Source organism: Amycolatopsis azurea DSM 43854 (assembly GCF_001995215.1).
Lineage (GTDB): Bacteria > Actinomycetota > Actinomycetes > Mycobacteriales > Pseudonocardiaceae > Amycolatopsis > Amycolatopsis azurea.
Window position 1 is genome coordinate 13,028 of record NZ_MUXN01000014.1, and the last position, 21,968, is coordinate 34,995.

A 21,968-nucleotide genomic window follows, 5' to 3' on the forward strand; every position below is an offset into this window, starting at 1 on the left:
AGATGTACAAGTTGCCTGGCGCCGGAGTCGGCGTCGCCGGTGGCGGGGTGGGTGCCCTCGCCGCCACCGGTGCCGATGTCGGCTGGTGGCTGGCGGTCGGCGTGATCCTGCTGGTTCTCGGAACCATCGCGGTCGTCGCCGGCTACCGCCGCACGAAACGGCTCGGCCAGACCGGGAGCTGACTCCAGCGGCCGCCGGCGTGGGCCCCTTGCACGCCGGCGGCCGCCACCCGCGTTTTGCGGGACACTCGAAATCGTGGACGAGGAGCGCGAACGCGTGGATGTGATGTTGCTGGCCGGGACCCGGCCGGAGGCGGTCAAACTCGCTCCGCTGGCATCGGCGCTGGCGGAGCATCCGAACCTGCGGCCCTTCTTCGTCCATAGTGGACAGCATCAGGGAATGGTCGAGCAGGCGCTGATCCCGTTCGGCCTGCCGGTCGACGCCTGGCTCGACACCCCGCCCAGGACCACCGGCACCCAGGCGGAACTGGTTTCCGGGCTGCTCCCCGCGCTCGACCAGGTGCTACGCCGGGTCGCGCCCGCGGCGGTCGTCGTCCAAGGCGACACGACGACGGGACTGGCGGGCGCGCTCGCCGCGTTCTGGCTGGGCATCCCGGTGGTGCACCTGGAAGCGGGTCTGCGCACGCACGATCTCGCCGCGCCGTTCCCCGAAGAGGGAACCCGGCAGATGATCTCGCGCATCGCCGCCCTGCACCTCGCGCCGACACCGGGCGCCGCGGCCGCGCTGCGCACGGAAGGTGTTCCACGCCAACGGATCGCGGTCACCGGCAACACCGTCGTCGACGCCGTGATCGCGATCGCCGAGCGTGATCTCCCGGCGCGGGACACCGCGCTCGCGTTGCTGGAGATGGAGATCTCCGAAGCCGGCGAACGCCTCGTTCTAGTGACGTCGCACCGGCGGGAGTCCTGGGGCGAGCCGCTGAGCCGCACGCTCGCGGCCATCGAACTGATCGTCGCGGAGCACAGCGACGTCCAGGTGCTGTTCCCGGTGCACCCCAATCCGGCCGTGCGGGAGCAGGTCATGACCGCGCTCGGCGGGACACCGCGGGTGACGGTCACCGAGCCGCTCGAATATCCCGATCTCGTGCGCGCGCTGCGGCTGGCCGAGCTCGTCCTGACTGATTCCGGTGGTATCCAAGAGGAAGCGCCGACCTTCGGCACACCCGTCCTCGTGCTCCGCGACGTCACCGAACGACGCGAAGCGATCGAGGCGGGTTGCGCGTGGCTGGTCGGGACGGACACCGGTCTCATCGCCGACACCGCGGCGAAGATCCTGCGCGGCGATCTTCATCCGGCGCACGCCGGAAACCCTTACGGCGACGGCAATGCCGCCGCACTCTCGGTGGCGGCGCTGGAGGAACTGCTCAACCTCGCCCCGGCGCCGCGCACCACCGTCGAACTGCGCTAGATCGAGACGATCTGGACCGGCAGCGCCGGATTCGCGGAGAAGTCGAGCGACGCCCGCGGACGTCCTGCGGCGACCACGTGCGCGCCGAGCGCGGCGATCATCGCGCCGTTGTCCGTGCACAGCCGCGGCCGCGGGACCCGCAAGGTGATCCCGGCTTCCGCACAGCGCTCGGCGGCGAGTTCGGACAACCGTGAATTCGCCGCCACGCCACCGGAGATCACCAGCGTGTCCACGCCGTGTTCCTTGGCCGCCCGGATCGCCTTCATCGTGAGAACGTCGGCGACGGCTTCCTGGAACGACGCGGCGACGTCGTCGACGGGGATCTCCTCGCCGCGGCGCTCCGCGCCCTCGACCCAGCGCGCGACGGCGGTTTTCAAGCCGGAGAAGGAGAAATCGAACTTGGCGTCCCGCGGTCCGGTCATGCCGCGGGGGAACGCGATGGCCGCGCCGTCGCCGTTCTTGGCGGCCTTGTCGATGGGCGGGCCGCCGGGATATGGGAGGCCGAGAACGCGGGCGACCTTGTCGTAGGCTTCGCCGGCCGCGTCGTCCACAGTGGACCCGAGTTCGGTGATCTCGGACGCGATGTCGTCCACCAGCAGCAATTGCGTGTGCCCGCCCGAGACGAGCAGGGCGAGGCAGCGCTCCGGCAACGGTCCGTGCTGGAGCGTGTCGACGGCGATGTGCCCGGCCAGGTGATTGACGCCGTAGAGCGGGATGTCGAGTGCGGCGGCGTACGCCTTGGCGGCGGCGACGCCGACCAGGAGCGCGCCGGCGAGACCGGGTCCGGCGGTCACCGCGATGGCGTCCACATCGGACAGTTTCAGCCCGGCCTTTTCGAAGGCCCGCTCGACCGTCGGGACCATCGCCTCCAGGTGGGCGCGGCTGGCGACCTCGGGTACGACGCCGCCGAAGCGGGCGTGCTGGTCGACGCTGGAGGCGACCTCGTCGGCGAGGAGTTCGACCGTGTCGTCGTCGTGCAGGCGGACGAGACCGACGCCGGTCTCGTCGCACGAACTCTCGATGCCCATGATGATGCGCGGCATCAGCCCGCCACCTCGTCTCGGACCTGGGCCCGCGGGCGGGCCATCGTGTAGGCGTCGGCGCCGGAGGGCTGGTAGTAGCGCTTCCGGAGGCCGATGCGTTCGAAACCGTGCCGCTCGTAGAGCGTGATCGCCGCGTCGTTGTCGGTGCGGACTTCGAGGAAGACCGGCGCGGCGAGTTCGTCCGCGCGGGTGAGGAGCGCCTTGAGCAGGACGGTGCCGATGCCGTTGCGCTGGTGGCCGGGATCGACGCCGATCGTGTGGACGCTCGCCTCGTAGTCGCCGCGGCGGCCGACGACGGCGAGCCCGGCGTAGCCGATGACCTCGTCGCTTTCGTCCGGACGGGCGACCAGGTAGTAACCGCCGCCGTCGAGTTCCGCGTGGAAAGCGTAGGCGGTCCACGGCGAATCGCCGGGGAAGAGGATCTTCTCTATCTCCACACAGCGGGGGATATCCTTGCGGCGTAAGGGTTCCAGCCTCACGGCGTGGTCACCTTCTTGCGCGCGGCCGGTTCGACGGCGTCCGGGCGGCGGAGGTAGAGCGGGGTGAGCGGGGCGGGCTCTTCGCCGCTCTGGATCGCTTCCCGGGCGGCTTTGACCAGCCCGACGGGTGACGGGAAGCGCGGCTCGATCGGCTGGACGCCGAGGGCGTCCGCGTAGAGGAGGGCGCCGTCGCCCGCCGCGACCTTGATGGTCGTCTCGAGGTCGGCAGGTCGCTGGACGTGCGGGCCGTCGGCGCGGGAACCGTCGGCGGCGTACGCGGCCCAGTAGACCTCGCGGCGCCTCGCGTCGGTGAGGACGAGGAAGGGCGCTTCGCCGGGGGCGACGTCGGCGGCGATCGCGTCGAGGCTGCAGACCGGGTAGGCGGGGATGCCGAGCGCGTGGGCGAGCGACGCGACGGTGGCCATGCCGGCGCGGAGGCCGGTGAAGGGGCCGGGGCCGACGCCGCAGACGATGGCGTCGAGGTCGCGAAGCGTGACGCCCGCGGCCTTGACGGCTTCGAGGGCGTGGGGCGTGATCAGCTCGCCGTGCGCGCGCGGGTCGACCGTGACGCGGTCTCCGCGTGGCTCGAGGGCGTCGCCGTCCAGGGCGACGAGGCCCGCGGTGACCGCCGGGGTCGAGGTGTCGATGGCCAGTACCAGCACGGTTACCCAGCCTACGACCAGCGCCCCGGATCGCGTTTAGCGGGCTAATCGCGATCCGGTGCCGGGCCCGCTCCCCCAGCGCCGGAGCGACTTTAGCCCCCTAATCGCGATCTGTCGGGCCCCTCCCGCCAGCCCCGCGACCCCGGCACCGGATCGCGATTAGGGGGCTAAAGTCGCTCCCCTCGCTCAGCCCGCCGGATCGCGATTAGGGGGCAAAACGCGATCTGTGAGGCCGGAGGGCCGAGGGCCGCCGGAGCGCGGTTAGCCCGCGAAAGTCGCTCCCGGCGCTGGGTGTGAAGCAGGTCGCAGGGGTCAGGGAGGGGAGGGCGGTACGGTCCGGTGAGGGGCCCCTCGGCTCCACGCGCCCCGGCCGTCGGAGTCGAGCAGGAGGTCACACGTGCCCGATCGGTTGTTCCCCACGCTGGCGAGCGGCTCCGACAAGGAGGCCCTCCGCTTCGGCGACGCCTCCCTGACCCACGCCGACGTCGCGGCCGTCGCCGGCACACTCGCCCGCGACCTGCCGAGCGGCCGTATCGCCATCTGGGCGACACCGACGGTGCACACCAGCGTCGCCGTGATCGCCGCGCTGCTCGCCGGAGTCCCCGCCATCCCGCTGAACCCGAAGATCGGCGAGCGCGAACTCACCCACATCCTCGCCGACAGCGAGCCCGTCCTCGTCCTCGCCGCACCTGGCGCCGACCTCCCCGCGGGTCTCGCCGATCTCCCCCGCCTCGATATCGCCCTCGAAGGCACACCCGGCGATCTCCCCGCGGAACCGGACGCCGAAGCCCCGGCGCTGATCGTCTACACCTCCGGGACGACCGGCCCGCCCAAGGGTGTCGTCCTCCCCCGCCGCGCGATCTCGACCACTCTCGACGCGCTCGAAGACGCCTGGGAATGGACCGCCGACGACGTCCTCGTCCACGGCCTCCCGCTCTTCCACGTCCACGGCCTGATCCTCGGCATCCTCGGGCCGCTCCGGCGCGGTGGATCGGTCCGGCATCTCGGCCGCTTCTCGACCGAAGGCGTCGCGAGCGAACTCGCCAACGGGGCGACGATGATGTTCGGCGTCCCGACCATGTATCACCGCATCGCGGGCGAGGTCGGCGACGACCGGGCGCTCGCCGACGCGTTGCGGGGCGCCCGGCTGCTCGTCTCCGGATCGGCCGCGCTGCCCGTCCACGACCACCAGCGCATCACCGCCGCGACCGGCCAGCGCGTGATCGAGCGCTACGGGATGACCGAGACCCTCATGAACACCAGCGTCCGCGCCGACGGCGAGCGTGTCCCCGGCACCGTCGGCGTCCCCTTGAGCGGCGTCGAGCTGCGGCTGGTGGACGAGGCGGGCGAGCCGGTCGAGGAACTGGAGACCGTCGGCGAGATCCAGGTCCGCGGGCCGAATCTGTTCACCGAGTACCTCAACCGTCCTGACGCCACCGAGGCCGCCTTCGACGACGGCTGGTTCCGGACCGGCGACATGGCGACCCGCGACGCGGCCGGTTATGTGAAGATCGTCGGCCGGAAGGCGACGGATCTGATCAAGAGCGGCGGCTACAAGATCGGCGCGGGTGAGATCGAGAACGCGCTCATGGAGCACCCCGGCGTCGCGGAGGTCGCGGTGACCGGCGAGCCCGACGACGACCTCGGCGAGCGCATCGTGGCCTGGGTGGTGCCCGCCGGGGAACGCCCGGAGGAGGCGGAACTCGCCGACCACGTCTCGCGGTTGTTGTCGCCGCACAAGCGTCCTCGGGTGGTCCGCTATCTGGAGGCGTTGCCGCGCAACGACATGGGCAAGGTCATGAAGCGGGCGCTCGGATGAGCAGGGCCTCCGCGCGGGCGGTCGTCGAAGAGGTCGCGACCGGTTTCGAGGACTTGGACGTTCCACGGTCCGCTGAGCCGGACGACGGGCCGATCGAGTGGCCGGGCTATCGCGCGGCGCGCGAAGCCGCCGAAGAGCGGACTGGCGAAGACGAGTCCGTGCTTTGCGGAACAGCCAAGATCGGTGATGTCGAAGCGGTCGTGATCGCCTTCGAGTTCGGCTTTCTGGGTGGGTCGATCGGTCAGCGGACCGGTGATCGCGTCGAGGCGGCGTTCGCGCGGGCGGTGGAGTCTCGATTGCCGGTGGTGTCGCTGATCGCGACCGGCGGCAGCCGCATGCAGCACGGGATGCGCGCGCTTTCGCAGTTGCAGCGCATCGCGCGGGCGGCCGCCGGCGCCCGGTCGGTGCCGCAGATCTCGGTGCTGCGCGATCCGACCACGGGCGGCGGCTGGGCGACACTCGGCGCGAGCGCAGACGTCGTTCTCGCTCTGCCCGAAGCACAGGTCGGTTTCGCCGGTTCCCGGGTACGCCCTGCCGACGCGCCCGCGGAGGCGTACACGGCTGAAGCGAAACTCGCGTGGGGCCAGGTCGACAGGATCGTGCCACCCGCGGACCTTCCCGCGACGCTGGAACGGTGGCTGCGCTTGCTGACCTCTCCGACGGCGGAGGCCGCTGAGCCTCCGGGCGCTCTCGGATCGGCGCGCTTGCCCCAAAGCGGATGGGCCGCGGTTCAGGCGGCGCGCGCCGCCGATCGGCCGAGAGCGGCGGAGTACCTCGACGCGTACTTCGACTGGCGTGAGGATGTCTCGGGCGATAGGTGCGGCGGAGTCGACTCAGGCGTCCTGTGCGGCTTCGGCTGGCGAGACGGTCGCGCGATCGCGTACGCGGCGCAGTGCGGGACGCCGACGTTGCCCGCGGGATTCCGTACGGCGGCGCGCCTCGTACGGCTCGCGTCGAGGCTCGGGATCCCGGTGCTCACCCTCGTCGACACCCCTGGTGCGGCGAACGACGCGGAGGCCGAGCGGGCCGGGGCCGGTGCGGCGATCGCGGAACTGTTCGAGGCCGTGGCGAGCGCGGCCGTACCGATCACGACGTTGGTGATCGGGGAAGGCGGATCCGGGGGTGCGCTCGCGTTCGCGGCGCCGGGGTCGACCTGGGTGACGCCCGGCGCGTACTTCTCGGTCACCTCGCCCGAGGCGGCAGCGGCGATCCTCAAGCTGCCCGCCGACGAAGTCCCCGCTCTCGCGGACCGGCTGCGGCTACGCCCCCAGGACCTGGTCGCCCTGGGCATCGCACGCTCCGTCGTCGGCCCCGCGGATCGCGTTTAGCCCGCTAAACGCGATCCGTGGGAAGCGACAAACGGTCGGAGATCGGCGTTGAGCGGGCCCGCCATTTCGAGCGGGGTCATCTGGGTGTGTAAGTGCGGCCGCCGAACATCCGGTACCGAACATTTCTTTTCTCATGAACAACACCAGAACACTCGATAGCGCGAAAGCGGAACACTCTGCGTATCCCTATTCGAGCAATGAGACGAAGTGGCGTGCCCGCAACTACTCTTTCGGGTGGCGGTAGCACAACCCGATGACCTGGGGTGAATTACGCTGACCGCTCAGCGCAGGATTCAGCAACCTTTCACCTACCGCCCCGTAGGTCCGGGAAATTCGTCCACAATGGCTTGTGTTGCGGATCGGCAACGACCGAATGCCGCACCAAAAGGAAGCGGCTCCCCGTGCCGGGGGAGCCGCTTTGAAGTTCAACAGCTCCATCTACCAGTTCTATGGAGGCGTCAAACATGCCCAGCGTAGCGCCGTGTTCCGGCGGTATGCCAGAGGAGCCACCCCAGCCGCAGGCGATGAACCCGGATACGAACCAGGATCACCACGGCGGGTGTCACCCGGCAGAAGTCAGTCTCGACGAATTGCTCGATTTGGCGAGTGAACCGGTCGGCATGGTCACCGACCCCGCGTGTCGTCGAGTCCATTTGCGTCCGGCCGCCCAGTGGCCCGATTTCTGGCGAAGCACGTTCTTCGGCAGCCGGGAAAACACCGGCCGCGTCCTGCTCTATTGGTTCGCGTTGATCACCGCGCTCGTCGCGTTGACAGCTGTGGCCACACCGGCCGCGCAAACCAGCGTGATCGGCTTGTGCGGATTGTGGTGGCTTCACCATCGGCGCGGACGAGGCGGCCCACAGGCTGAACCGGCCCCCACCGTCTAGACAGGGTGCGCATGCCGCTGTGGGACCCAGCGGCATGCGCACCCCCAAGCCCTCTTGGGGCATGGAGGGGACGCTTCGCCGGCACGGCCCTGACGCGGCATCCGGGTGAGATCGCGTTTAGGGGGCTAAACGCAAGTCGGCGGCCCAGGTCGCGATTAGCCCGCTAAACGCAGGTCGGGCGTGCGGGTCGCCCAGGTGCCGTGCGGCTCCAGGGTGACCTCGCGGACGTCGTCCTCGCGGCGGTCCAGGCGCACGACGAGGTAGTCGTCCGAAAGCCGCTCCGCCGCCCCTTCGCCCCATTCGACGACCAGGGCGGACCGCTCCAGTTCGGTGTCGAGGTCCAGGTCGTCCAGCTGCGAGAGATCCCCACCGAGCCGGTAGGCGTCGACGTGCACCAAAGCGACCCCGGCCTCGCCCGCCGGATGCACCCTGGCGATCACGAACGTCGGCGAACTGACGCGCCCGCCGACCCCGAGACCGTCCGCGATCCCGCGGGTCAACGTCGTCTTGCCCGCTCCGAGCGGCCCGGCGAGCAGCACCAGATCGCCCGCGCGCAGCGAACGTCCGAGCTCCCGCCCGAAGGCAATCGTCGACTCGGGAGTCGGGAAAGCGAAATTCATCAGCGTTGCCACCACCACGTTCGCAGTTCGGAAGTCTCACCATCGGTGCCCGTGCATCGTTGCACCAAGTCGATCAGGTGGCTGTTCACCAGTTCGGGTTGTTCCAGCTGCACCATGTGCCCCGCGCCGCGCACGCGCACCAGCTCCGCGTCCGGCAGCTCCGCCGCGATCCGCTCGGCGTGCGCGATCGGCGTGAACCGGTCGGAATCCCCGCCGACGACCAGTACGTGCGCGTGCTTCAGCCCGGCGAGCGCCGCGTACCGGTTGTGACTGCCGAGCGTGTCGACGAAGTTCACGAGTCCGCGCACCGGCGTCACTTCGAGCATTTCCAGCATGAAGTCGACGAGCCGCGGCGACACGTCCCGGCTGCCGAAGGCCAGCCTGCGCACCGCCTGCCGGGTCAGCTGACCGCCTGCCGCGCGCACGAACTCGACGAGCCCGGGCTGCCAGCCGGCCAGCCCGCCAACGCCTCGCGTGAGCGGGTTGTACTTCGAGAGCAGTGATCTCGGAAGTCCCCGGGCACCGACCTCGCCCGCCGCGGTCGCGATGAACGCGACACCGCCGACGCGGTCGTCGAACAGCTCGGGATGCTCCGCGGCGAGTTCCATGATCACCATGCCGCCCATCGAGTGCCCCATGAGCACGATGGGCCCGTCCGGCACCACCGAGCGCAGGACCATGTCGAGGTCGCGCGCCAGCTGTTCGATGGTGCTGGTCTCGGCGGTCGCGGCGCCGGATTGCCCGTGCCCGCGATGGTCGTAGTAGACCTGACGCACCCGCGGCAGCTTCAGCGACGCGAGGTCTCGCCGCTGGAAATGCCAGCAGCGCTTCGACAACGCGAAACCGTGCACGCCGACGACGGTCAGCTCCGGTTCTCCCCCATCGGCCGGGTCGATCTCTTCGACCGCGAGCGGCGTGCCGTCCTCCGCCGCCACTGTCGACGTCCGATCCGGTTCAAGATCCCCCAACGGCTCGTCCACGAACGGATCCTCACTCTGCCGCCGCTGCTGTGCGGCGACGGCGATCGCGGCGGCGGTGCCGGTGGCCACGGCTCCGACACCGCCGACGATGGCCAGCAGTCGTCGTGAAGGTGTCACGAGCCCGCCTCCAGATACGTCCGGTGGATCCGCGGCCGGTACATCGAGGTCACGATCTCGTAGTCGATCGTCCCCAGCTTGTCGGCCCATTCCCGGGCCGTCGGCTCGCCGGAATCGCCCTGGCCGAAGAGGGTCACTTCGCTGCCGACGGCCGGTTCGTCGTCTCCGCAGTCGACGATCAGCTGATCCATGCAGACGCGGCCGACGACCGGCCTGCGCTTTCCGTCGAGCCACACGTCCATCCGCCCGGAAAGCGTCCTCGGCACGCCGTCGGCGTATCCGACCGGGACGAGGGCGAGGGTGGTGTCGCGCTCCGCCGTCCAGGTGTGGCCGTAGGAGACCGATTCGCCGACCGGAATCCGTTTCGTCAGCACGACCGACGACTTGAAGGTCATCGCCGGACGCAGGTCGTCGTCGGTGGGCACCGGGTTCAGCCCGTAGATCGCGATCCCGGGACGCACGAGGTCGAAGTGCAGTTCGGGCCTGGTCAGCACGGCGGCGGAGTTCGCGATGTGCCGCATCGGGTCCAGGCCGGCCGCGCGGGCGATGTCGTACGCCTCGTCGAACCGTTTCGCCTGCGCGTCGATGGAGGGGTGACCGAGGTCGTCGGCGCAGGCGAGGTGCGACCAGATCGCGACGACCTCGATGAACGGCTTCGCGGCCGCCGCGGCCTCGACCAGCGCCGGCCATTCCGCAGGTGGGCAGCCATTCCGGCTCAGCCCGGTGTCGATCTTGAGGTGCACGCGCCCGATCGCGTTTAGCCCGCTAAAGTCGCGTGCCCGGCGCACGCCGTCGGCCACGCGGGCAAGCTCGGCGAGGGAGCTGACGGCGACGTCGATGTCTTCGGCGACCGCGGGCGCGAAGTCGGCTTCGGGAGTGTCGAGCCAGCTGAAGAGCCGGACCCCGATCCCCGCGCGGCGCAGCGCGAGCGCCTCGCCGAGGGAGCAGGTGCCCAGCCAGGTGGCCCCGCCCTCGACGGCGGCACGGCCTACCTCGAGCGCTCCGTGGCCATAGCCGTCGGCCTTGACGACGGCCATCGTCTGGGCGCCGGGGGCGCGGGAGGCGAGCAGGGCGACATTGTGCCGGATGGCGGACAGGTCGATGACGACCTCGGCACGCGGGAAACTGGCGGTCATAACGACCACCAGTTTCCCACGAACCGGCTCAGGACAGGCGCGCCCCGTCGGTGGCGGAGAACACGTGCAGCTCGTCGGGACGAATCCGCAGGCGCAGGGTGTCGCCCATGGCCGGCGGTGTGCGCGGGTCCACACGGGTCACGACGTTCGACTTCGTGCCCTCGGCGTCACTCTCGGCGAGCTTGCCGTAGACGTACGCGTCCGAGCCGAGCTCCTCGACGAGGTCGACCTTGATCGGCAGCGTGCCGTCCTCGCTGGTGGTCACCTCGAGCGACTCCGGACGGAAGCCGAGGGTGACCGTGTCGCCTTCGGCCTTGGCGAGGATCTCGCGGGTCAGCGGCACGCGAGCGCCGCCGAGCTCGGCACCGTCTTCGGTGAGCTTCGCGGTGACGAGGTTCATCGCGGGCGAGCCGATGAACCCGGCGACGAAAGCGTTTGCGGGCTTGTCGTACAGGGCGCGCGGGGTGTCGCACTGCTGGAGGAGACCGTCCGAGAGGACCGCGACCCGGTCACCCATCGTCATGGCCTCGACCTGGTCGTGCGTGACGTACACCGTGGTGACGCCGAGGCGGCGCTGGAGCGCGGCGATCTGCGTACGGGTGGAGACACGCAGCTTCGCGTCGAGGTTCGACAGCGGCTCGTCCATCAGGAAGACCTGCGGCTCACGCACGATGGCGCGGCCCATCGCGACACGCTGGCGCTGACCGCCGGAGAGCGCCTTCGGCTTGCGGTCGAGGTACTGCTCGATGTCGAGCAGTTTGGCCGCGTCGAGCACCTTCTGCTTGATCTCGGAGGCCGGGCGGCCCGCGATCTTCAGCGCGAAGCCCATGTTCTGGCCGACGGTCATGTGCGGGTACAGCGCGTAGTTCTGGAACACCATCGCGATGTCGCGGGCACGCGGCGGCAGCTGGGTGACGTCACGGTCGCCGATCCAGACGGCGCCTTCGTCGATGTCCTCGAGGCCGGCGAGCATCCGCAGGCTGGTGGACTTGCCACAGCCGGAAGGCCCGACCAGCACGAGGAACTCGCCGTCGGCGATCTCGAGGTCGAGTGCGTCCACAGCGGGCCGTTCGGAGCCCGCGTAGCGCCGGGTCGCCTTGTCGTAGGTGATCGTGGCCATCGGTTCAGTCCTCTTTCGGTTTCGCGGAAATGCCGTGCCCGAGTTCGCGGGCTTCGAGATGCCGTTGCTGGATCCGGTGCCCCTCGGCGCGGTCCGCCTCGGTCGGCTCGAGTGGGGTGTAGCCGTGGTCTTCCTGCCAGCGGGGAGGTTCCGTGCTGGAAGCGAGGGCCCAGGCCGCCTGTCGCGCGGCACCGACCGCGACGTACTCGGCGACCTCGGGGATGACGACCGGCACGCCGAACACGATCGGCGCGACCGCGCGGACGGCGGCCGATTGCGCGCCACCGCCGATCAGGAGGACGCGGCGGACTTCGAGCCCCTGCTCGACCAGGGCGTCGAGACCGGCGGCGAGGCCGCACAGCATGCCTTCGACGGCGGCGCGGGCGAGGTTCTCGGGCGTCATGTTCGCGCGGTTCAGGCCGAAGAGCGTGCCCTTGGCGTCCGGGAGGTTCGGCGTCCGCTCACCGTCGAGATACGGAAGGAACGTGAGGCCACCGGAGCCGGGCGCGGCGGCGAGCGCCAGCTTGTCGAACTCCGCGAGCTCGACACCGAGCATCGCGGACGTGGCCGTGAGGACGCGGGCGGCGTTGAGAGTGCAGGCCAGCGGGAGGAAACGGCCGGTGGCGTCGGCGAATCCGGCGACGATTCCGGACGAGTCCGCGCTCGCGGTCTCGGAGACACCGAAAACGGTTCCGCTGGTGCCCAGCGAGACCACGACGTCACCGGGCACGAGTTCGAGACCGAGCGCGGCGGCCATGTTGTCGCCTGTCCCGGCCGAGACGAGGATCCCGTCCGGGGTGTGGCCTGCGGTTTCGGCGGGGCCGATGACCTTGGGCAGTTCGGGAGTGCGCCCACCGAAGGCGTGCGCGAGGAGGTCTTGGCGGTAGGTGCCGGTGGACGGCGAGAAGTAGCCGGTGCCGGAGGCGTCACCGCGGTCGGTGACCGGTTCGGCGTCCTGCCCCAGCAGCCGCCAGGTCAGCCAGTCGTGGGGCAGCAGCACGCGGGCGACGCGATCGGCCAGCTCGGGTTCGTTCTCCGCCATCCACCGCAGCTTCGTGACGGTGAAACTGGCGACCGGCAGCGAGCCGACGGACTTCGCCCAGTTCTCGGCGCCGAGTTCGCCGCCGAGGTCTTCGGCCGCCTTCGCGGACCGGGTGTCGTTCCACAGCAACGCGGGCCGGACCACCTCGCCCGCTTCGTCGAGGGTGACCATGCCGTGCTGCTGACCGCCGATGCCGATGGCGCCGACGCCGTCGAGCAGGCCGTCGGTGGCCTCGCGGAAGGCGTCCCACCACGCGGCGGGAGCGACTTCGGTGCCTTCGGGGTGCGAAGCGCGGCCGGTGCGGACGATCTCGCCGGTATCCGCGTCGCAGACGACGACCTTCGTCGACTGGGTCGACGAGTCGATTCCGGCGACCAGGTCAGATTTCATATTCCGGCCCTTCCGGGTCGCATTCGACCTGCTCGATGGCCGTTCCGGCGTTCAGCGCGGCCTCGATCTCCTCGGTGGGCGTCAGATCGTCGGTGATCAGGAGGTCGTAGTCGCCGATGTCGCCGTGCGCGAAGGTGGCGGTGCGGCCGAACTTGGAGTTGTCGACGACCAGCACGTTGTGGCTCGCGGTGCGCAGCGCGGCCCGCTTGAGCGCGGCGTAGTCCTGGACCGGGTGGAACAGGCGGCCTACCGCGACCGCGGCGACCGAGACGAACGCGATGTCGGCGTGTGTGCGCTCGAGGAAGGCGAGGACGTCCGGGCCGGCGCACGAGTCGTACTCGTGGTGATAGCGGCCGCCCGCGAGCACGACCTCGACGCTCTTGGCCGGGCCGAGGATGCGGGCGGCTTCGAGCGAGTTGGTGATGACGGTGAGGTCTTCGATCTGGCCAAGGCGGCGGACGAGCGGGAAGAGCGTCGTCGAGTCGTCGACGAAGACCGTCTGGCCGGAGTGGACGTGCGCCGCGGCTGCCTCGCCCAGCGTGTCCTTCGTGGCCTGGTTGAAGGTGTCGCGGAAGCGGGCGGCCGACTCCATGGTCGTCGCCGGGTAGGCCTCGACCTTGCCGCGGAGTTTGCGGAGGAGGCGGCGCTCGGCGAGGTCGTCGAGGTCGCGGTGCATCGTCATCAGGCTGACGCCGAACCGGGTGGTGAGGTCGTCGATGCGGGCCTCGCCGATGGCGATGACGTGGTCGAGGATCTCCTGGCGCCGGTGCTCGACGGCGGCGTCCGAAGGCCTGGTCTTAGACATGGGCGACACCGTTCACGACCCGGACCATCACGGTCTCGGCGGGGTGGGTGTCGGCGCTCACACCTGCTTCTTACCAGATTATTCGCCCGGAGTTAACACGTAACTCGATAACTCTCGCATTTCCCCTCACCTCCCCCTGGGGCCCGCCGACTTGCGTTTAGCCCCCTAATCGCGCTCTGCGGGCGGGTGCCATCAGAGCCCGGTTAGGGGGCTAAACGCAGGTCGGGGCCCTGGTCAGGAGGCTGGGGAGAGAAGGGACCGGAGGGCGGCCGGGACGGCGGCGAGGATGCCGGACGCCGAGGTGGGGGCGCCGTCGGCGGCCAGCGACCCGGCGAGCGAGTGGACGTGCGCGGCGGCCCCGGCCGCCAGCCACGGATCGAGCCCGGCGGCGAGCAGCGCGCCGACCAGACCGGACAGCACGTCCCCCGAACCGGCCGTCGCGAGCCACGAGCCCCGCGGCGTGTTCACCAGCGCGCGCCCGTCCGGCGCCGCGACCACCGTGCAGTGCCCCTTCAAGAGCACGACGGCGTCGTACTTCCGCGCGGCCGACCGCGCCGCCGCGACCCGGTCCGCCCCCGGCGGCGAACCCATCAGCCGCTCGAACTCCCCCGCGTGCGGGGTCAGCACGAGCGGCGTGTCCGGATCCCGCGCGTCGAGCACGTCGGGCGATCGCGCGATGATCGTCGTCGCGTCGGCGTCCGCGCACACCGGCACGCCACGCCCGAGCACGAACCGCAGCACGTCCCGCCCCTCGTTCCCGGTCCCGATCCCCGGCCCGACGACCCACGCCTGCACCCGGCCCGCGTCGGTCACCGAACCCGTCGCGACGACCTCGGGCCAGCGCCCGCGCACCACGTCCGCGGCATGACCGGCGTACCGCACCAACCCGGACGTCGCCAGCGCCGCCGCACCGGCCGCGAGCACGGCCGCCCCCGGATACGTCGCGGATCCGGCGGCCACGCCGACCACACCCTGGCTGTACTTGTCGTCGCCCGGACCGGGCACCGGCCACGCGGCGGCGACATCCGCCGTATCGAGCCGTCGCAGGTCAGGGTCGCTGAGGCTCAGACCGATGTCCACCAGGGCGATCTCGCCGCAGGACGCGGGCGCGAGGGCGTGCACCGGTTTGAGCGCGCCGAAAGTGACCGTCCGGTCGGCGACGACCGCCGGACCGTCGACCGCGCCGGTGTCCGGGTCCACCCCGCTCGGCAGATCGACGGCCAGCACCGGCGAACTCACGTGCTCCAGCAGCGCCGCGGCGTCCGCTCGCAAAGGACCTCGCGCCGAGATACCGACGATTCCGTCGAGGACGAGGTCCGCGCGCCTGATCCACTGTGGACCGTCCTCAACGGACACAACCTTGCCACCAGATCGCTTCAAGGCAGCCAAACCCGCACCGTGAGCGCGTTCGGGCTTCAGCAGGATCGCGGAGACGGCGACATTGCGACGACGCAGGAACGCGCCCGCCCAAAGGGCATCGCCGCCGTTGTTGCCCGACCCGACGAGCAGTGTCACCCGCCGTCCGGACACCGAACCCGTGTGCTCGGCCAGCATTTCGGCGGCGTGCACCGCCAGACCGAAAGCCGCGCGCCGCATGAGCTCGCCGTCGGGCGTGACGGCGAGCAACCGGTCTTCCGCCGCGCGAATCCGTTCCGTGGTCCAGATTCCCTGCACGACGCCTCCGGTCTGCTACTCGACGGTGACCGACTTCGCCAGGTTACGCGGCTTGTCGACGTCGTACCCGCGCGTGCGGGCGATCTCGGCGGCCAGCACCTGCAACGGAACGGTGGAGACCAGCGGCTGGAGCAGCGTCGGGACGGCCGGGATCTCGATCAGCTCGTCGGCGAACGGGCGGACGGTCTCGTCGCCCTCCTCCGCGATCACGATCGTGCGGGCGCCGCGCGCCTGGATCTCGCTGATGTTCGACACCAGTTTCGAGTGCAGCACCGCGCGTCCCTTGGGCGACGGCATCACCACGACGACGGGCAGGCCTTCTTCGATCAGCGCGATCGGGCCGTGCTTGAGCTCGCCGGCGGCGAAACCCTCGGCGTGCATGTACGCCAGTTCCTTGAGCTTCAGCGCGCCTTCGAGGGCGACCGGGAAACCGACGTGACGGCCGAGGAACAGCACGGCCTTCGAATCGGCGATCCGGCGGCCGAGGTCGCGAACCTGGTCCACAGTGGACAGAACCTTCTGCACTGCGGCGGGCATGGCCTCGAGCTCGGCGAACTCGCGGGCGACCTCGTCCGGGTACTTGGTGCCGCGAGCCTGCGCGAGCGCCAGGCCGACCAGGTAGTTCGCCGCGATCTGCGCGAGGAACGCCTTGGTCGAGGCGACGCCGATCTCCGGACCGGCGTGCGTGTAGAGGACGGCGTCGGATTCGCGCGGGATCTGCGCGCCGTTGGTGTTGCAGACTGCCAGGACGCGGGCCTTCTGCTCGCGCGCGTGGCGGACGGCTTCGAGGGTGTCCGCGGTCTCGCCCGACTGGGAGACGGCGACGACCAGGGTCGCGCGGTCCAGCACCGGGTCGCGGTAGCGGAACTCGCTGGCCAGCTCGACCTCGACCGGGAGGCGGCACCAGTGCTCGATCGCGTACTTGGCGACGAGGCCCGAGTGGTACGCGGAACCACAGGCGACGACGAAGACCTTGTCGACGTCACGCAGGTCCTGGTCGGAGATGCGCTGCTCGTCGAGGATGATCCGGCCGCCGTCAAAGTGGCCGCGCAGCGTGTTGGCCAGCGCCTCCGGCTGCTCGTCGATCTCCTTGAGCATGAAGTACTCGTGGCCGCCCTTTTCCGCGGCCGAGAGGTCCCAGTCGACGGTGAACGGCTTGGCCTGGGCGGCGTCGCCGTGGAAGTCGGTGACCTCGTATCCCTCGCGGGTGATCACGACGAGCTGGTCCTGGCCGAGTTCGACGGCCTCGCGGGTGTGCTCGATGAACGCGGCGACGTCGGAAGCGACGAAGTGTTCACCCTCGCCGACGCCGACGACCAGCGGCGAGGAGCGGCGAGCGGCGACGATGGTGTCCGGCTGGTCGGCGATGGTCACGACCAGGGTGAACGCGCCCTCAAGGCGGCGGCAGACCGCAGCGACGCTCGCCGGGAAGTCGCCCTTCGTGTCGCCCTCGGTGTAGGCGCGGGAGATCAGATGGGCGGCGGTCTCGGAGTCGGTGTCGCTCGCCATCTCGACGTTGTCGGCCTCGAGCTCGGCGCGCAGGGCGGCGAAGTTCTCGATGATGCCGTTGTGCACGACGGCGACGCGCTGGGAGGCGTCGCGGTGCGGGTGCGAGTTGCGGTCGATCGGGGCGCCGTGGGTGGCCCAGCGGGTGTGGCCCATCCCGGCGGTGCCGTAGAAGGCGTCCCTGCCGACGGTGTCGAGCTGGGTCTCCAGGTTGGCCAGGCGGCCCGCCTTGCGCTCGACGTTCAGCGCGCCGGAGCCGTCCAGAACGGCGACGCCCGCCGAGTCATAGCCGCGGTACTCCATCCGGCGAAGCCCGCCGATGACGACGTCCAGGGCCGGGCGGTGTCCTACGTATCCCACGATTCCACACACGGCCGCCAGCCTAACGACGGTAATCCGGCCCCTTCGCCCGGGCGGCGCGCACTTGCGTTTAGCGGGCTAAACGCGACGCGTGGGGCGGCGCGCGGGCCGGACGGGGGTGCGGGCAGTAAGGTCACGAGCATGGCCAGCAAGCCCAAACAGCTGCTCGCGGAGCTGTCCCACCCAGGTCCGCACGAGGTGCTTCGCGGCAACCTCGCCCTGGTCGGACTGCCCGGTGTCGTGTTCACGCCCCGTTCGGGGCTCGGTCTGCCCGCGATCGCGTTCGGGCACGGCTGGCTTCAGCCCACCGGAAGCTACCGGCACCTGCTCCGGCACCTCGCGAGCTGGGGCATCGTCGCGGCGGCTCCCGCCACCCAGCGCGGACCGCTGCCGTCGCACCGGCTGCTGGCCGGCGACCTGCTCACCACTCTCGACCTGATCACGACGGTCCGCCTCGGACCGGACGGCATCAGCGTCGACCCGGCGAAGCTCGGCCTCGCGGGGCACTCGACGGGCGGCGGTTCGGCGGTGCTGGCCGCCGCGCAGGCCGCGGAGAACGATGATCGGCCGCGGATCCGCGCCGTCGCCACCATCACCCCCGCGCAGACGCTGCCGCCCGCGACGGTGTCGGCCCGGTCGGTGACCGTGCCCGGCCTGCATCTCGCGGCGGGCGAAGACCTGGTCGCGCCGCCGGTCGGGCACGCCGAAGCCATCGCGGACGCGTGGGGTGGGCCGGTGCAGCTGCGGACGCTCGGGAAGTCGTCGCACCTCGGCGTCACCGAGGGCAGGCACTGGAGCCAGCTGCTGCTGCACGGGAAGCCGCACCGCGGGACCCAGCAGCTGACGAGGGCGCTGTTCACCGCGTTCTTCCTCACCCACCTGACGGGGACGACGAAGTACCAGCCCCTGCTGGACGCCGACGTCAAGCGCGCCCCGATCGCGGTCGCCGACGAACCCGCCGCCTGAGCGCGTTTAGCCCGCTAAACGCGATCTCGCCCACCGGATCACGTTTAGCCCGCGAAAGTCGACACCCTCGCCGCGTCGCGTTTCGCCCCCTAAACGCGACGCGCCCGAGCCGGATCGCGGTTAGCCCGCGAAAGTCGACGCGGGCGAAGGGGCGAAAAGAAGGGCCCGGCTCTGGTGAGCCGGGCCCTGAAGTGCGGTCAAGCGGGTCAGTCGACCATCCACGAGTTGTTCGAGAAGTCGTCGTCGTCGAAACCCTTGTCGTCCCGGGCGTGACGCCCCCGGCGACGCGCAGGCGTACCGGACGCCCCAGGAGCTTCAGTCGCCGCAGCGGGCGGCGGGGGCGTCGGCGCCGCCGCGGGCGGGACGTCCACCGTCGCCGGCATCCCGGGCACGCCCGGCGCGACCGGGAGTGGCGGCGGAGGCGGGGGCGCGGGCCGCGAAGCGTCGGCACCCTGACGGGCACCGAACTCGGCGAACCGGGCGTCCGGCTTGTCGTCGTCCTCGATGTCGAAGCCGATCGTGTGGTTCCGGTCGGCGGTCGTCTTGCCGGTCAGCCAGCCGCCCGCCTCCTTGCTCCGCTTCCCCAGTTCCTGCATGTGGGCGGCGTACTTGTCGTGGACGGCGGCGTCCTTCTGCATGGTTTCCATCGCCTGCGCCTTGGCGTCGGCGAGGTGACGTTCCCGCAGCCCCCGCTGCTCCAACTGCTCCGTGATGGCGGCGTCCTGCCTGGACATGGCGGCCGCCAGCCGGTCAACAGCGCTCATCGGTCCTCCCTCGTTCCCCGGCTACCGATCATCGCTCGTAGCTGATCGAGCGGTCGCCGCCCTCGTCGTCGAGCGACCCGCTGATCCGGCCGCCCGCACCGCTGGTCTCGAAAATGCCACCTTCGACGCGGTACTGGCTCGACCCGCGCTGCGTGTCACCCCCGCCGCCACCGGCCGCGCCGCCCATGGCGCCCATTCCACCCATCATGCCGCCCATCCCGGCGGAAGAGCTACCGGCACCGGCACTGGCAGCCGCGGGCGCCGCGTCCATACCGCCGGGAGCCGCCCCGAGACCGCCGTCGGCCGCGGCCGGCTGCGCACCGCCCCCGGACTGCATGCCCGGCTCCAGCGAACCGGCTTCGTTCAGCGACCCCGCCGAACCACCTTCGCCGACACCACCGAGCGCGCCTTCGAAGCTGCCGCCGCCTCCGCCACCGCTGGCCGCCGGCACGGTGCCATCGCCACCCGCGCCCGCCGCGACGCCACCGGAAGCGTCCGCGGACGCCCCGGCCGTCCCTTCGGCACCGACACCGACCTCGACGCCGCCCGGAGCGCTGAAGCCGCTCCCGCCACCGCCGCCAGGTGCCAGGCCATCGGCCGGGGCGGGCATGGTGCGGACCTCTTCGGGCTTGCCGGGCTGCGGGTTGCCGGGATTCCGGTCGTCGAGACCGTTCTTGATCTCGTCCTTGTCGATGACGTCGCCGGGCTTGAGTTCCTTCTTCTCACCCTTTTCGTCGAGGGTGTAAGTGGTCGGCTCGCCCTTGCCGTCGTCGACGGTCACCACGGTCGGGCCGTTGGGACCGTCCGGCTGCTCGGCGGTGATCTTGAGGTTGCCGTCCTGGATGTGGATCTTGCCGTCCGGACCGGGCCGGTAGACGCCGTCCTTGCCGGGCTCGCCTTCCTTGACCGCGCCCTGCGGACCGAATTCGCCGTCCTTGCCCTTGCCGTCCTTGCCCTCTTCGCCGGGCTTGCCGTCTTCGCCCTTGGGGTCGTCGAAGTCGAGCTTGTAGTCCTTCTCGTTGCCCTTGCCGTCGTCGACCTTGATGTCCATCTTGCCGTCTTTGTCCGGCTCGGACATTTCGATCTTGTTGTCGCCCTTTTGGACGGTCATGGTGTCCTGACCGTCGATGCCGTCCTTGATCGCCTCACCCGTCGCCGGGTCGATCGGGTACGGCTTGCCGGTCTCGGGGTCCATCTCGAGCGGCTTCCCGGTGACCGGGTTCGTACCCTCGGCGGGCTTGTCCTCCGGTTTCGGCGCCTCGGGGACCGAAGCGGCAGGCGGCGTGCTGGTGCCGCCACCACTTCCGCTTCCACCGCCGCTGCCGCCGCCGGTGTTCCCGCCACCACCGGTGTTCCCACCGCCGCCGGTGTCGTTGCCCTTGCCCTTGCCGTCGTCGGCGGGCGGCTTCTCGGACCCTGCCGCGGGGAACGGGTTCGTGTAGTCCTCCATGAACCGCGACAGCTCGTGGTACTGCGTGTTGATCGTCTCGGTCGCGTTCTTGCAGAGCTTCTTGAAGTTCTCGTACCGCTCGCCGAACTCCTTGGCGAACGATCCCTTCAGCCACTGCTTCGCGGCCCCGATCGCGTAGTCCTTGTTCTCGTCGTTCAGCTTGCAGTCGTCGTGACGCAGCCGTTCGGCGAGGTTGTTGCCCGGACACGCGGAGTCGAGCCAGTACGCGACGTCCATGAGCTTTTCTTTGGAATCGACCTTGCCGTTCGCGATGTCGACGACCTGCTTCGCGATGTACAGCGGTGCCGTCGCGACCTTGTCGACCCGGAGCTTCAGCGTTTCGTCGACCTTCAGCTTGAGCGCGCTGTAGATCTTGTCGATGGTCGAGGGCACCAGTTTGATGGTGCCCTCCATCTGCGCGATGAGTTCTTTCGCGTCGGGCTGGATCCGCTGGTCGTATTTGACCTTCGCGGCTGTCGCGCCCTCGCCCTTCCAGTCGTGGAAGAGCGTGGTCAGCGCCGAACTCGCGTCCTTCTGGGTCTGCTCGACGATCTTCTTGGCGTCGGAGAGGTCCTCGACCTCGTCGAACATCTTCTGGAAATTGATCTCGCGGTTCTCGTGGAACCGGTCCCAGATGTCGGTCTTGTAGCTGATTTCGCCCGACTTCTCCGGCATCTTGTTCCAGACCTGCTCGGCCCAGTCGGAGAAGAAGTCCAGTGCCGGCTTTCCGAGGTCGAGCACCTGGTCGGATTTGGTGGTCGCACCCCCCGCGGCGGGCCGGGACATGGAGTCGAGGTCCTTGTCGGCCTGTTTCGTCTCGTCCGCCTGCTTCTTGTCCCCCGCGGCGTTCGAGTCGCGTTCGGCGACGGCCTTCTTGTAGGCCGCTTCCCTGTTCCACGGCAGCATCAAGGCGTCTTTTGTGCCCTGAGTGACGTAGGGATCCTTCAGCATTTCGTTGATCTGTGCCTGCGTCGGTTCACTCATTACTGGGCTCCCGCCTTGTTGGCAGCCGCGGCGTTCGCCTGGTCGGACGAGGTGTAGCGGGTCGACGCGGTGCTGACCCCGCCGGCGAGCTGGGTGAGCTGGCCCGCGTAGCCCTTCATCGCGTCGGAAATGGCGAGAATCCCAGTGGCGTAGCCCTTTTGGTAGTCCTTGTGGACCCGGCCGAAGTTCTCGGGCGCGACCTGGGTCGGCCCCACCTTCCCCGCCTCGGACGTCGTTTTCTCAGCCGCGCGCTCCAACGACGTCGACGCCGTGAGCATCGCCTCTGAATCGGCTTTGTAGCCCCCGTCCGGCATGACCGGTGCCCCCTTCGTCCCGCTGTATCCGCCTCGTTGTCCTACCTACGACGCACGCCGACGACATCAGGTGCCGTCGCATATGCACACAGAA

At 70.2% G+C, this 21,968-nt stretch carries 20 protein-coding genes; 6 read left to right on the forward strand and 14 right to left on the reverse strand.

Translation table 11 applies throughout. From position 1 onward, the window contains the following. The first annotated feature begins 2 nt into the window (after positions 1–2). Positions 3–182, forward strand: coding sequence for an LPXTG cell wall anchor domain-containing protein (locus B0293_RS18630; protein WP_005153783.1), 180 nt, complete (start codon positions 3–5; stop codon positions 180–182). A 94-nt stretch (positions 183–276) separates the two neighbouring features. Then, complete coding sequence (wecB, locus tag B0293_RS18635; protein WP_005153781.1) at positions 277–1,428, forward strand: non-hydrolyzing UDP-N-acetylglucosamine 2-epimerase; 1,152 nt, start codon at positions 277–279, stop codon at positions 1,426–1,428. Here the strand turns inward: wecB and tsaD are convergent. From tsaD to tsaB, 3 genes are read right to left on the reverse strand one after another with little or no spacing between them, the layout of a single operon-like run. After that, positions 1,425–2,471, reverse strand: coding sequence for a tRNA (adenosine(37)-N6)-threonylcarbamoyltransferase complex transferase subunit TsaD (gene tsaD / locus B0293_RS18640; RefSeq protein ID WP_005153780.1), 1,047 nt, complete (start codon positions 2,469–2,471; stop codon positions 1,425–1,427). The two genes, wecB and tsaD, sit on opposite strands and share 4 nt — an antisense overlap. Next, positions 2,471–2,950 (reverse strand): ribosomal protein S18-alanine N-acetyltransferase, encoded by a 480-nt coding sequence (gene rimI / locus B0293_RS18645; RefSeq protein WP_039916374.1) that lies wholly within the window; start codon positions 2,948–2,950, stop codon positions 2,471–2,473. Before rimI ends, tsaD begins: the two co-directional genes overlap by 1 nt. Continuing rightward, entirely contained in the window at positions 2,947–3,612 is a 666-nt protein-coding gene (tsaB, locus tag B0293_RS18650) for a tRNA (adenosine(37)-N6)-threonylcarbamoyltransferase complex dimerization subunit type 1 TsaB (RefSeq protein WP_005153775.1), read from the reverse strand. Before tsaB ends, rimI begins: the two co-directional genes overlap by 4 nt. Before the next feature lie 397 nt (positions 3,613–4,009). On the opposite strand from tsaB, the gene B0293_RS18655 reads away from it, so the two are divergent. The 3 genes from B0293_RS18655 (at position 4,010) to B0293_RS43095 (ending at position 7,646) form a co-directional block, all read left to right on the forward strand. Then, a complete protein-coding gene (locus B0293_RS18655) occupies positions 4,010–5,431 on the forward strand; it encodes an acyl-CoA synthetase (RefSeq protein ID WP_005153774.1) in 1,422 nt (473 codons plus the stop codon). Continuing rightward, entirely contained in the window at positions 5,428–6,759 is a 1,332-nt protein-coding gene (locus tag B0293_RS18660; protein WP_005153771.1) for a carboxyl transferase domain-containing protein, read from the forward strand. The genes B0293_RS18655 and B0293_RS18660 overlap by 4 nt, the downstream gene beginning before the upstream one ends. Before the next feature lie 464 nt (positions 6,760–7,223). Beyond that, positions 7,224–7,646 (forward strand): hypothetical protein, encoded by a 423-nt coding sequence (locus B0293_RS43095; RefSeq protein ID WP_143254599.1) that lies wholly within the window; start codon positions 7,224–7,226, stop codon positions 7,644–7,646. Positions 7,647–7,801: 155 nt separating this feature from the next. Here B0293_RS43095 and tsaE read toward each other — a convergent pair whose 3' ends face one another. The 8 genes from tsaE to glmS form a co-directional block, all read right to left on the reverse strand. After that, positions 7,802–8,266: a tRNA (adenosine(37)-N6)-threonylcarbamoyltransferase complex ATPase subunit type 1 TsaE gene (gene tsaE, locus B0293_RS18665; protein WP_005153767.1), complete on the reverse strand. Its 465-nt coding sequence runs from the start codon at positions 8,264–8,266 to the stop codon at positions 7,802–7,804. Continuing rightward, entirely contained in the window at positions 8,266–9,363 is a 1,098-nt protein-coding gene (locus B0293_RS18670) for an alpha/beta fold hydrolase (protein WP_005153765.1), read from the reverse strand. Before B0293_RS18670 ends, tsaE begins: the two co-directional genes overlap by 1 nt. Then, positions 9,360–10,499, reverse strand: coding sequence for an alanine racemase (gene alr, locus B0293_RS18675; RefSeq protein WP_005153763.1), 1,140 nt, complete (start codon positions 10,497–10,499; stop codon positions 9,360–9,362). Before alr ends, B0293_RS18670 begins: the two co-directional genes overlap by 4 nt. Before the next feature lie 28 nt (positions 10,500–10,527). Beyond that, positions 10,528–11,619 carry an ABC transporter ATP-binding protein gene (locus tag B0293_RS18680; protein WP_005153761.1) on the reverse strand — a complete coding sequence of 364 codons (1,092 nt, stop codon included), beginning with the start codon at positions 11,617–11,619 and terminating at the stop codon, positions 10,528–10,530. A 4-nt stretch (positions 11,620–11,623) separates the two neighbouring features. Continuing rightward, positions 11,624–13,051, reverse strand: a complete 1,428-nt coding sequence (xylB, locus tag B0293_RS18685) for a xylulokinase (protein WP_005153759.1) — start codon at positions 13,049–13,051, stop codon at positions 11,624–11,626. Beyond that, positions 13,041–13,856 carry a DeoR/GlpR family DNA-binding transcription regulator gene (locus tag B0293_RS18690; protein ID WP_005153757.1) on the reverse strand — a complete coding sequence of 272 codons (816 nt, stop codon included), beginning with the start codon at positions 13,854–13,856 and terminating at the stop codon, positions 13,041–13,043. The genes xylB and B0293_RS18690 overlap by 11 nt, the downstream gene beginning before the upstream one ends. A 234-nt stretch (positions 13,857–14,090) precedes the next feature. Beyond that, positions 14,091–15,530, reverse strand: a complete 1,440-nt coding sequence (locus B0293_RS18695) for a bifunctional ADP-dependent NAD(P)H-hydrate dehydratase/NAD(P)H-hydrate epimerase (RefSeq protein ID WP_077241335.1) — start codon at positions 15,528–15,530, stop codon at positions 14,091–14,093. Positions 15,531–15,545: 15 nt separating this feature from the next. Next, entirely contained in the window at positions 15,546–17,408 is a 1,863-nt protein-coding gene (gene glmS, locus B0293_RS18700; protein WP_039919713.1) for a glutamine--fructose-6-phosphate transaminase (isomerizing), read from the reverse strand. 129 nt (positions 17,409–17,537) lie between these two features. On the opposite strand from glmS, the gene B0293_RS18705 reads away from it, so the two are divergent. Next, positions 17,538–18,362, forward strand: coding sequence for a dienelactone hydrolase family protein (locus B0293_RS18705; protein ID WP_005166852.1), 825 nt, complete (start codon positions 17,538–17,540; stop codon positions 18,360–18,362). Between the two features lie 206 nt (positions 18,363–18,568). On the opposite strand, the gene B0293_RS18710 is transcribed toward B0293_RS18705, so the two are convergent. The 3 genes from B0293_RS18710 to B0293_RS18720 are packed head-to-tail and all read right to left on the reverse strand — an operon-like array spanning position 18,569 to position 21,874. After that, positions 18,569–19,126 carry a hypothetical protein gene (locus B0293_RS18710; RefSeq protein WP_005166849.1) on the reverse strand — a complete coding sequence of 186 codons (558 nt, stop codon included), beginning with the start codon at positions 19,124–19,126 and terminating at the stop codon, positions 18,569–18,571. 28 nt (positions 19,127–19,154) lie between these two features. Further along, the gene (locus B0293_RS18715; RefSeq protein WP_005166847.1) at positions 19,155–21,560 is read right to left on the reverse strand and encodes a collagen-like domain-containing protein; all 2,406 of its coding nucleotides are present in this window, start codon (positions 21,558–21,560) and stop codon (positions 19,155–19,157) included. Beyond that, positions 21,560–21,874, reverse strand: a complete 315-nt coding sequence (locus B0293_RS18720; RefSeq protein WP_005166844.1) for a hypothetical protein — start codon at positions 21,872–21,874, stop codon at positions 21,560–21,562. Before B0293_RS18720 ends, B0293_RS18715 begins: the two co-directional genes overlap by 1 nt. Positions 21,875–21,968 lie beyond the last annotated feature (94 nt).

What these genes read in the sequence shown, in the direction of transcription:
- B0293_RS18630 (WP_005153783.1), top strand. Translation starts at nt 3, where the DNA reads ATGTACAAGTTGCCTGGCGCCGGAGTCGGCGTCGCCGGTGGCGGGGTG.
- tsaD (WP_005153780.1), bottom strand. Translation starts at nt 2,471, where the DNA reads ATGCCGCGCATCATCATGGGCATCGAGAGTTCGTGCGACGAGACCGGC.
- B0293_RS18660 (WP_005153771.1), top strand. Translation starts at nt 5,428, where the DNA reads ATGAGCAGGGCCTCCGCGCGGGCGGTCGTCGAAGAGGTCGCGACCGGT.
- B0293_RS43095 (WP_143254599.1), top strand. Translation starts at nt 7,224, where the DNA reads ATGCCCAGCGTAGCGCCGTGTTCCGGCGGTATGCCAGAGGAGCCACCC.
- tsaE (WP_005153767.1), bottom strand. Translation starts at nt 8,266, where the DNA reads ATGAATTTCGCTTTCCCGACTCCCGAGTCGACGATTGCCTTCGGGCGG.
- alr (WP_005153763.1), bottom strand. Translation starts at nt 10,499, where the DNA reads ATGACCGCCAGTTTCCCGCGTGCCGAGGTCGTCATCGACCTGTCCGCC.
- B0293_RS18680 (WP_005153761.1), bottom strand. Translation starts at nt 11,619, where the DNA reads ATGGCCACGATCACCTACGACAAGGCGACCCGGCGCTACGCGGGCTCC.
- xylB (WP_005153759.1), bottom strand. Translation starts at nt 13,051, where the DNA reads ATGAAATCTGACCTGGTCGCCGGAATCGACTCGTCGACCCAGTCGACG.
- B0293_RS18690 (WP_005153757.1), bottom strand. Translation starts at nt 13,856, where the DNA reads ATGTCTAAGACCAGGCCTTCGGACGCCGCCGTCGAGCACCGGCGCCAG.
- B0293_RS18705 (WP_005166852.1), top strand. Translation starts at nt 17,538, where the DNA reads ATGGCCAGCAAGCCCAAACAGCTGCTCGCGGAGCTGTCCCACCCAGGT.
- B0293_RS18710 (WP_005166849.1), bottom strand. Translation starts at nt 19,126, where the DNA reads ATGAGCGCTGTTGACCGGCTGGCGGCCGCCATGTCCAGGCAGGACGCC.
- B0293_RS18715 (WP_005166847.1), bottom strand. Translation starts at nt 21,560, where the DNA reads ATGAGTGAACCGACGCAGGCACAGATCAACGAAATGCTGAAGGATCCC.
- B0293_RS18720 (WP_005166844.1), bottom strand. Translation starts at nt 21,874, where the DNA reads ATGCCGGACGGGGGCTACAAAGCCGATTCAGAGGCGATGCTCACGGCG.